We start from the raw sequence: 8,066 nt of genomic DNA, 5'->3' as shown, positions 1-8,066 counted from the left end.
TTTGACAACTTTATTCTGAGGAGCTTCTTACATTGGCATTTTGCTAGTTAGTTTTACATACTAGGTTCGGTAGAACCATAAAAAATTACCCCAGCTATCAGTAGGAGCTGTAGCTGGGGTAATTCGCCCGAAAGCGGATATATTAATCTAACACAGCTATATCGATTAATTCGATTTCAAACAGAGCTGTGTCGTTATTCTTTAGGCAAAGTAGGCTTTGGTGGGATGTCAAAAACAATCACAAATGTGAATTCTTTGACAAACCGCTGCAAAACCAGAAAATGATCGTCTGCATCCCTCCTCCTGCGAAATCGCGCCACAACAATACGCTGACAATTAGGAAGCAGCTTAATGATGCACCACGGATGCAATCTCTCAAAATAAGTCATTTTAACCTCACCAGCGACAGTAACAGGTTGCGTTCTTTTTTCCTTGCTTGCCATTACGCTAGTTGAGAGAATATTCTTCAAGACAGGTCACGCTGACCTTGACAATTAATTAGGTTTGTGATTTCAACCGCTCAAATTCTCTTCTAACGCACCTTCTTATCTTCGGAATGCGGACACAGCAAGTTCGCCAGTACGTCGGGAATCTCCTCAAAGTGTTCCAGCAGAAAATCCATTAGAGCCAAATGGCGCAAATCAACAGCAGTAGGAAATCTTCGATTTTTTCCGCGTTTAAACCAACCCTGTACCGTCGAATCAGAGCGGGAACAAATGGAGGCAATTTGCTCGTAACTTACCCCCCACTTAACATAAAACTGTTTTGGCGTCATGCCCAATTGGCATTGGCTGTAAACTGCAATCAAATTGCGTTCTCTATCTGTCAAAGTATGCGGCTTTTTCATCCTCACACCTCTCTAAATCTTCCTCCCACGCCGTATCAAATTGGCACCAATCTGCACTCTTGGAATTAGGAGCCAGCCAAATTATGTAGCACCACATCCAGCAGCGCCTGCGCGGTTCGTAGTTGTAAAATTTGCCGATAACTATTCCCCAATCGGCTTCTTCGCCAACATCAGCCCAGCGCACCCTAAAGTCGCACTCAAAGCGCGAGGGATGAATTTTGGCAAAACTTGCGGGCAACTCAGTTGAAGGTGGTATATCCCTCAAATGTTTTAGCGGCAGGGCCGAAATCAAATCTCGCTTTCCTTTTGAGATTGACATGAGTCCTTAACTGTGCATCAACTGCAACAGATTTGTTTTGATAGGTTTTTAGGCCAATTTCTTGATAAAGAAATTGCAGCGCGACATTTCTTTAAATCAATCAATTGGAATCTATATTTGACGAACTATTCTCAAAGCCCAACTCTGGCTAGGCTATCAGTTTTTTGAGACCCCGCCCAATCGCGTTGATGTCAAGTCCGGTTGCAGCAGACTTGTATAGTAAAGGTGTAGTTGCTTTCGTCAGCGAGGTGCGATGATCGACAAACGTCTCCAAATCGAACCACACCGGGAAGTAGAAGAACTATTGGAGAATATTGAGGACTTGTTCTTCAGAATATAACCAGCCAGCAAAAAAAGTTGCAGGTAGAATCAAACAATAGTATAATTAGATTAGTTACTAATAATTTTCTTGGTGGCGCGGTGTTATGAACGCCCAAAAACCTGTTACCTTCAGAGACCTCATCGACGCGATCGCCACCTTGCCGATTATCAACTTTCCCGAGAATTCGAGTCAGTTGAATAGCAATAAGCGGGAAGTGAGTTGCAACAAGCGCCTCCGATTGCCCAGAAAGCGATTGAGCCGGATTTGGTTTGCCATCAAAGAATAGAAGCCAGTTAGCCTACTTGACGTAAGTTCCCTTTCGTCCAATAATGAAGGAATTTACCCGTGGAGGCTGCGCCGTGAAGGTTCTTGGGAATGGGCGCGCTAAGATTTTGACGCCCGCAGAAATTGACCGACTGTTTGACCGGGGTTTTATTACAGCAAGGGACAGGCTTTTGTTTGCTGTAACTTTTTACTGCGCCTGCCGCATTTCAGAGGCGTTAGCTTTAACAACTCACGACATTGTTGGGGGGTCAGTCACGTTGCGGAAAGCGACGACAAAGGGGAAATCAGCAACGCGAACGCTGCCGCTCCATCCTATGCTGGGTAAGTATTTAAAGGCTTACAATCCGCCGGCTGGTTTTTTGTTTCCGGGGCGAGACAATACGAAGCCTTTGACTCGCGCCGCATCGGATGTGATTTTTAAAGAAGCTTGCAAGCGGGTAAGAATTAAGGGGGCTTCAACACATTCGATGCGGCGGACGGCGCTGACTAATTTGAGCAATGCGGGGGTGCCGCTGCGGGTGATTATGGAGATTTCGGGACACAAAAATTTGTCGAGTCTCCAGCGCTATTTGGAGGTACAGCCGGAACAGCTTGTCAAGGCGATTGGGCTCTTGAAGTAAGGCGACAGAGCTCAATATTTTCCTGTCCTTTAATATTACCGCAGTTTATAGATATTCCGAAACCGACAGCATTCAGCATCAAACAGCAGCTTAACCGTTCCCGTGCCGCTATTGCGGCCTTTCAATCCAATAATTTCAGCCATTCCCCTATCAGGAGAATCAGGATTGTAATAATCGTCCCTGTAAACTCCAAGCACAACATCCGCATCCTGTTCAATTCCACCAGAGCCACGCAAATCCGATAAACTTGGACGCTTATTCGTGCGAGTCTCTACCCCCCGATTGAGCTGAGAAAGCAGCAAAACAGGCGCATCAACCTCGCGAGCCAAAATCTTCATCTGCCGCGTAATTTCGCTGATTTTATTGACCACATTTTCATCTGCCGAATTGACCATCAATTGCAAGTAATCAACAATTACCAAACCCAAGGGGCCGCGCTCACAAACAAACTCCCTAACTCTGGAACGAATCTCCAAGGGAGACGGTTCCAAACTTTCGTCTATCCAAAAATCAGCATCGCTAACTTTCCCTAAAGCCGAAGCTAGGACTTCGTACTTACCAGCTAGGTTAACTTTCCTGATATCTTTCACCGACACCCCACTCTCAAGTGCCATTAGTCGCGCTGCCAAGTCCCGACCTGGCATTTCCATCGAAAACATCAAAACTCGACCGTTCGTGGGAAGGGAAGCAATGTTGTAGCCAAGGGCACAAGCCAAAGCTGTTTTGCCACTGCCGGGGCGACCTCCTATGACAATCAATTCGCCTCGGTAAAATCCGCCTCCCAATAGGTCGTCGAGGTCGTAAAACCCTGTGCTGATTCCAGGACAGTAGTTAGCAGTCTCCAAGCGCTGTTCCTCAATTTCATCTAGATATCGCCAAAGCTCGTGGCAGTATTCCGAAAGAGGCCGAATAGCTTTCTGTCGCTCTTCTTTGTACTTATTGAGGACAAAAATCTTTTGCTCGGCTTCATTTAGTATGGCATCCAATTCGGTGGAAGTCTCGTAGCCAAGCTGCACCAGCTCATTACCAACTTTGATGAGTTCGCGCCGGACAAACTTGTCTACGACTAGCAAGGCATATTGGTCGATGTTGACGGCTGAAACAGTTCGGTCTACCAGCATTACTAGTTTGGTTTGACCCCCTACTACTTCCAGCAGGTTGTGGTCGTCGAGAAAAGTGGTGACGTTCATCAAGTCTGTGGGCTGCTCTTTAGAGTGCAACGCTAAAGCGGCCCGATAAATGTGTTGGTGGACTGTAATTGCTAACGCTTCGGGACGCAGAATATTTGCGACTCGGTTAATCGCGATTGGATCGATCAGAATTCCGCCTAAAATTGCTTCCTCTGCATCAATGTTAGTCGGCATAATTTTGTCAACAAAACTGACTGCCATATCTGGTACTCCTTTGAGATTGTTGTTACTTGAACTGTGTTTTAGTTGCCTACAGGATTGTCAGCGGTCTACAGGAATTGAATAATTAGTGTTTTCACAGCTAGGCCTCATAGCTAAGTAGTAGACAATTTGTTCAAGATTTGTTTTAGTTGCTGAGGAAATCGAAGCATCCACTGCAAGTAAATTTGCTGCTGAATACCTAGCGCTGCAAAAGCTTCTTTGCCTAGTTGCTGGAACTGTTCGCATAACGTCCGGTGAGTTTCTAATGGCATATAATGAGGGTCAACATAATCCTCAGTTATTCTTGTTGTCTGTGCAGAAGGAGAATCTTTTGGAGTTGGAGAAGAGCCGGTTGAAGCTGGAGACGAAACAACATTTGTTGGGTTCGAGTTTTGAAAACCGTTAGTTTTTTCCCACCAGCGACCGCGCAAACAATCAACGACCCACCCTGAAGGGTTGGATATTTGCTTTGTTTGGCTTCGGACTTGCAGCAAGTTTATGGCGGCTTGGATTTCGTTTAAGCTGTGCTGGAGGACACAAATTTTTAATTCAGAATTCATGCCTCCTGTGGCTCGCGTAACGGCTTCGACAATTTCAGTTGCATCGGGATTGGCAATTGCAACCGCTTCGATAATTTCAGTCGCATCAGGATTAGTAATTGGAACGGCTTTGACAATCTCAGTCGCATCGGAATTGGCAATTGCAATTGGTTCTACAGTTTCAGTTGCATCGGGGTTGGCAATTGCAACCGCTTCGATAATCTCAGTCGCATCAGAATTAGTAATTGGAACGGCTTTGACAATTTCAGTCGCATCAGGATTGGCAATTGGAACGGCTTTGACAGTTTCAGTCGCATCAGGATTAGTAATTGCAATTGGTTCGACAGTTTCAGTTGCATCAGGATTGGCAATTGGAACGGCTTTGACAGTTTCAGTCGCATCAGAATTAGTAATTGGAACGGCTTTCACAGTTTCAGTCGCATCGGGGTTGGCAATTGCAACCGCTTCGACAATTTCAGGAACTTGGGGAGTAACGGGCGAAGATGTTTCAGGACTTAACGGAACAGCTTTATTGGTAGGTATTGGTGATTTGGCGGCAGAGATTGTTGGATTGTTGAGGCTGTTGAGTTCTGTCAGCAGTTTTTGCGGGGGTTTAGAGGTCAAACCTATTTGTTCTGGAGTGCAAGGCATTGCCACATCGACTGTCTGACTGTTATCTGAATTAATAGTCAGACATTCAGCGGTTGGGGCGGAACATTTATTTTTACTAAGGGTTTTTAGTTCTTGTTCTGAATTTTTATTTAATTCAGTGCTTTTAGATTTGATCCCAGTTACAAGCTGTGGTTTTTTATCTGGTGATGTTAAATTTTCTTCCTCTTGAGAAAAATTTAAAAAAACAGCAGCAACAATTTCAGTGCTTTGCTGTTCTTTTTTATCCTCTGTAAAGAGTACGGCACCATCAGGGTTTGAACCCCCTGTTTGCTCAATTTTTGGCTGGTTCAGTCGATTTTTTGACGGATTGCTCAGTTTTTGGAATTTTGAATGGGTATGAGTGAAGGGGCGAACGTCGCCCAGGTGCTGCACTGCTATGCGGAAAATGCCACGCCCGTAGTTTTTAAGGATTTTGACCAAACCAAGTTTTTCGAGCTGCTTCAGGGCTGTCCGCCTGGTGTTGGGGCTGTAGGGTTTGCCGTTGCGGACTCTTGTGGCTCGTTTTTCGCCCAAAGGGATGCAGTTGATGTCGATTTCCTCTGGTTTGCCGCCGATGCAGGTTCTGTACAGGTAGAGGGCGAGTTTGACGGCGCTGGGGGTAGCTCCTTCTAGTATGTCGGCTAGGGCTTCATAAATTGCGGCGTGTCGGGCGAATGGCGGTTTGTGCCAGGTAGTTGTATCTGCAACCATTTTTTATTCCGGGGTAAAAATGAGCGTGTTACTTTTAGCGACTGTAGTGGTCGCTAGAAGCGTGCGAGAGGGGTTGTTATCAATTTGGTCGCGGGGTATCCGCTCCCGCTTGCAGCAGGAAGGCGGGATGCGCTCCATCGCGCTGCATTGGCGATCGATCGTCGAGTGCGCGATTATTTTTTCCATCCTGCCAGGTCGATCGTCGCGGGATGTGGTGGCGGATCAGTCTTATCAGACTTATAAGAGTTGTAATCAAAAGCTGAAACTCAGATACAGCAAGAGTTTCAAAAAATCATAATCCCGGGATGTGGATGAGATTATCCTGGGATGTGGATCAGATTGTCCTGGGATGTGGATGTTTTTGTAATCAAGCTCAAACCCCGACAATGTAAGGGTTTGAGCTTGATTTTTAAATTTTTTTTTGTGATTACACGGCTGCTGTCGGCTTGATTACGGCAACTAGCCCTTTAGGATCGCTGGATCTCGCTAATTCTGAAAATAGGAGTATTTGAATGCGTTTGCCTGCATAGCTATCCGCGAGATACTGGACAAAACTGGACAACCAGCTCAAATCAGTAAAGATACAGCCCGGTAAAGTCTGGACTGAGGTTACGTTAAGAAAGTCATGACACCCGCCAGATACGCAGCCAGCCCCAGGCTCTGTCGCTGCGATCGCTCAAATTGAATAACAACTTGAATAACCAATTTTTTATTGCTCGGGCGTAGAGAATTTTTGCTTGCTGTTGATTAGTAAGGCTTTTGCTGGGTAACATCAAAATTCTCCAACGTGGCTAAAATCGACACAGCCCAAGGTCAAAGTTTTTTATCTGCTTGAAGTCACGATCGTAGGATAAAAAACAGTAACCCAATCTATGAGCAGCTTTGGATAAGTTTTCCGAAGCAGCGACCTGTGAGGCGACGAGTCAGTTTGGTACGAGTACCGCGCACCAAAACTGAATTCAACAGCCGACAAGTTTCAAACCCCCATCGATCTAAAATCTCCAATCTCAAATGCGATCGACTTCACTCAGCGATATCCAATAGAGCGAGCAATTTAGTCTCTATTTCCGGGCTGACAGTCCGCTGACCGCGCTCTATCTGAGCAATCAGCGACTGTGAAACCCCCAACCAACCAGCTAATTTTCTCTGAGTCCACCCCTTACCTTCACGGGCTTTTCGCACGGAAGCACCTGCTATCGAGAGTGGTTTTGCCGAAGCGCGCTTTAATTGTTTGGGTTGGGTCTTCTTTGAGATTAAAAGTGGGATGGGTTCTGGCTGAAGGATGGTAATTTTGGCCGCCAGCCAGCATTCCAGGTAGCCTTTTGGGTTTCTTTCCTTGTTCTCAGGCTGAAGTTTATCTGGATAAGTTTCCGGGTCAAATTCTATTTGCCACTCCAGATTCATTAATAGTTTTAAGGCACTATCCCAGCTCTGCTTTAATTTGTAGGCTTTGCGATTATCGCTGCGAGCTGAGTCAATTTGTGGAGATGGTAAAATCGCTTTTAGTAGCGTTAAAACTCGGTATTCACCACTGGCGTGAAATCGGCTTTCTATGGTGACATGAATTGCTAGTCTTAAGGCAAATTCGTTATGGTACGGATCGATTCTCAGCACTTGCTGGGAAAGATAGCCAAACTGATATAACGCTTCTCTCGACTTGGCTCCAGCTCGGTTCAAAAAATCCTGAGTCCACAATCCGGGTTGGACTGTGATGTAGATTTCATGGGGGTTGTCTATCTTACCTTCAAAATTTAACTGACCTTGGGGTTTGATGTAGACATTCCACATTCTCCCTACAGGAGCACTAGCTATAATTTGCCCTTTCTTGTTCATTCCCTCAATCCAAACAGCTTTGACCAACAAACAATCAAGGGCAAATGCTGTATTAGCAATCTCTAGCAGTTTTTCTATTTGAGTTTTTTTGTGATTTTTATCCCATCCCATTTCCTTAACAATATCGCTGGCTTTTAGTGTAAAGCTGCTGTGCCAAGGAGTCTCTTGTTTCATGGTGTGAGCTGCAAAAATAATGTGCAATTTTGCGCTGGTAAACCCAAACTTATCAATGATTTGCTGGGCTTCGTTCCAAGGCAGCAGGGTAATGTCACCTGGGCTGGAAATGTAATGCTCGATATAATTGTTTGAGTTACCCTTTGCTTCATGTTGAAAAACAGCAATACTGCTGGCAGCTTCATACCACAAATCAGGTCGGATCTGCGCGCGGAGACTGGAAGCCATCAGAGCTGCTGTTGGAACAGCTTCTACAGATTTATTCTTGAATAATGGGGGTTCGGTTACTGGAATTGGAAGCAGGGTAAACGCATCTTAACTGGAACCCAAAATATGCTACAGTTAAATCCGACTACAACTCAATGTAGTTTGTT

The 8,066-nt window shown here is 45.4% G+C and carries 9 protein-coding genes; 3 read left to right on the top strand and 6 right to left on the bottom strand.

Annotated elements, in window-relative coordinates; genetic code table 11:
- Positions 1-194 precede the first annotated feature (194 nt).
- The 3 genes from QUB61_RS36400 to QUB61_RS36390 form a co-directional block, all read right to left on the bottom strand.
- Complete coding sequence (locus QUB61_RS36400) at positions 195-443, bottom strand: hypothetical protein (RefSeq protein WP_333135910.1); 249 nt, start codon at positions 441-443, stop codon at positions 195-197.
- A gap of 89 nt (positions 444-532) precedes the next feature.
- Positions 533-847 (bottom strand): helix-turn-helix domain-containing protein, encoded by a 315-nt coding sequence (locus QUB61_RS36395; protein WP_333135912.1) that lies wholly within the window; start codon positions 845-847, stop codon positions 533-535.
- A complete protein-coding gene (locus tag QUB61_RS36390) occupies positions 819-1,166 on the bottom strand; it encodes a hypothetical protein (RefSeq protein WP_333135914.1) in 348 nt (115 codons plus the stop codon). The genes QUB61_RS36395 and QUB61_RS36390 overlap by 29 nt, the downstream gene beginning before the upstream one ends.
- Positions 1,167-1,591: 425 nt before the next feature.
- Between QUB61_RS36390 and QUB61_RS36385 the strand changes: the two genes are divergently transcribed.
- Both QUB61_RS36385 and QUB61_RS36380 read left to right on the top strand, forming a co-directional pair.
- Positions 1,592-1,774, top strand: a complete 183-nt coding sequence (locus QUB61_RS36385; RefSeq protein ID WP_333121271.1) for a hypothetical protein — start codon at positions 1,592-1,594, stop codon at positions 1,772-1,774.
- 43 nt (positions 1,775-1,817) lie between these two features.
- Positions 1,818-2,393 carry a site-specific integrase gene (locus tag QUB61_RS36380; protein ID WP_333135916.1) on the top strand — a complete coding sequence of 192 codons (576 nt, stop codon included), beginning with the start codon at positions 1,818-1,820 and terminating at the stop codon, positions 2,391-2,393.
- A 35-nt stretch (positions 2,394-2,428) separates the two neighbouring features.
- Here QUB61_RS36380 and dnaB read toward each other — a convergent pair whose 3' ends face one another.
- Complete coding sequence (gene dnaB / locus QUB61_RS36375) at positions 2,429-3,784, bottom strand: replicative DNA helicase (protein WP_333135918.1); 1,356 nt, start codon at positions 3,782-3,784, stop codon at positions 2,429-2,431.
- Positions 3,785-3,897: 113 nt separating this feature from the next.
- The gene (locus QUB61_RS36370; RefSeq protein ID WP_333135920.1) at positions 3,898-5,685 is read right to left on the bottom strand and encodes a hypothetical protein; all 1,788 of its coding nucleotides are present in this window, start codon (positions 5,683-5,685) and stop codon (positions 3,898-3,900) included.
- A 19-nt stretch (positions 5,686-5,704) separates the two neighbouring features.
- On the opposite strand from QUB61_RS36370, the gene QUB61_RS36365 reads away from it, so the two are divergent.
- Positions 5,705-5,983, top strand: coding sequence for a hypothetical protein (locus QUB61_RS36365; protein ID WP_333108125.1), 279 nt, complete (start codon positions 5,705-5,707; stop codon positions 5,981-5,983).
- A gap of 725 nt (positions 5,984-6,708) precedes the next feature.
- Here the strand turns inward: QUB61_RS36365 and QUB61_RS36360 are convergent.
- On the bottom strand, positions 6,709-7,920 hold the full coding sequence (locus QUB61_RS36360) for a helix-turn-helix transcriptional regulator (RefSeq protein ID WP_333135922.1): 1,212 nt from the start codon (positions 7,918-7,920) through the stop codon (positions 6,709-6,711).
- Between the last annotated feature and the right edge of the window lie 146 nt (positions 7,921-8,066).

The organism is Microcoleus sp. C2D2 (assembly GCF_036702495.1).
In the GTDB taxonomy this organism is placed as follows: domain Bacteria; phylum Cyanobacteriota; class Cyanobacteriia; order Cyanobacteriales; family Microcoleaceae; genus Microcoleus.
Note: the sequence above shows the minus strand (reverse complement) of the source record. Positions and strands in the feature narration are given on the sequence as shown.

What these genes read in the sequence shown, in the direction of transcription:
- QUB61_RS36395 (WP_333135912.1), bottom strand. Translation starts at nt 847, where the DNA reads ATGAAAAAGCCGCATACTTTGACAGATAGAGAACGCAATTTGATTGCA.
- QUB61_RS36385 (WP_333121271.1), top strand. Translation starts at nt 1,592, where the DNA reads ATGAACGCCCAAAAACCTGTTACCTTCAGAGACCTCATCGACGCGATC.
- QUB61_RS36390 (WP_333135914.1), bottom strand. Translation starts at nt 1,166, where the DNA reads ATGTCAATCTCAAAAGGAAAGCGAGATTTGATTTCGGCCCTGCCGCTA.
- QUB61_RS36380 (WP_333135916.1), top strand. Translation starts at nt 1,818, where the DNA reads ATGAAGGAATTTACCCGTGGAGGCTGCGCCGTGAAGGTTCTTGGGAAT.
- QUB61_RS36360 (WP_333135922.1), bottom strand. Translation starts at nt 7,920, where the DNA reads ATGGCTTCCAGTCTCCGCGCGCAGATCCGACCTGATTTGTGGTATGAA.
- QUB61_RS36370 (WP_333135920.1), bottom strand. Translation starts at nt 5,685, where the DNA reads ATGGTTGCAGATACAACTACCTGGCACAAACCGCCATTCGCCCGACAC.
- QUB61_RS36365 (WP_333108125.1), top strand. Translation starts at nt 5,705, where the DNA reads ATGAGCGTGTTACTTTTAGCGACTGTAGTGGTCGCTAGAAGCGTGCGA.
- dnaB (WP_333135918.1), bottom strand. Translation starts at nt 3,784, where the DNA reads ATGGCAGTCAGTTTTGTTGACAAAATTATGCCGACTAACATTGATGCA.
- QUB61_RS36400 (WP_333135910.1), bottom strand. Translation starts at nt 443, where the DNA reads ATGGCAAGCAAGGAAAAAAGAACGCAACCTGTTACTGTCGCTGGTGAG.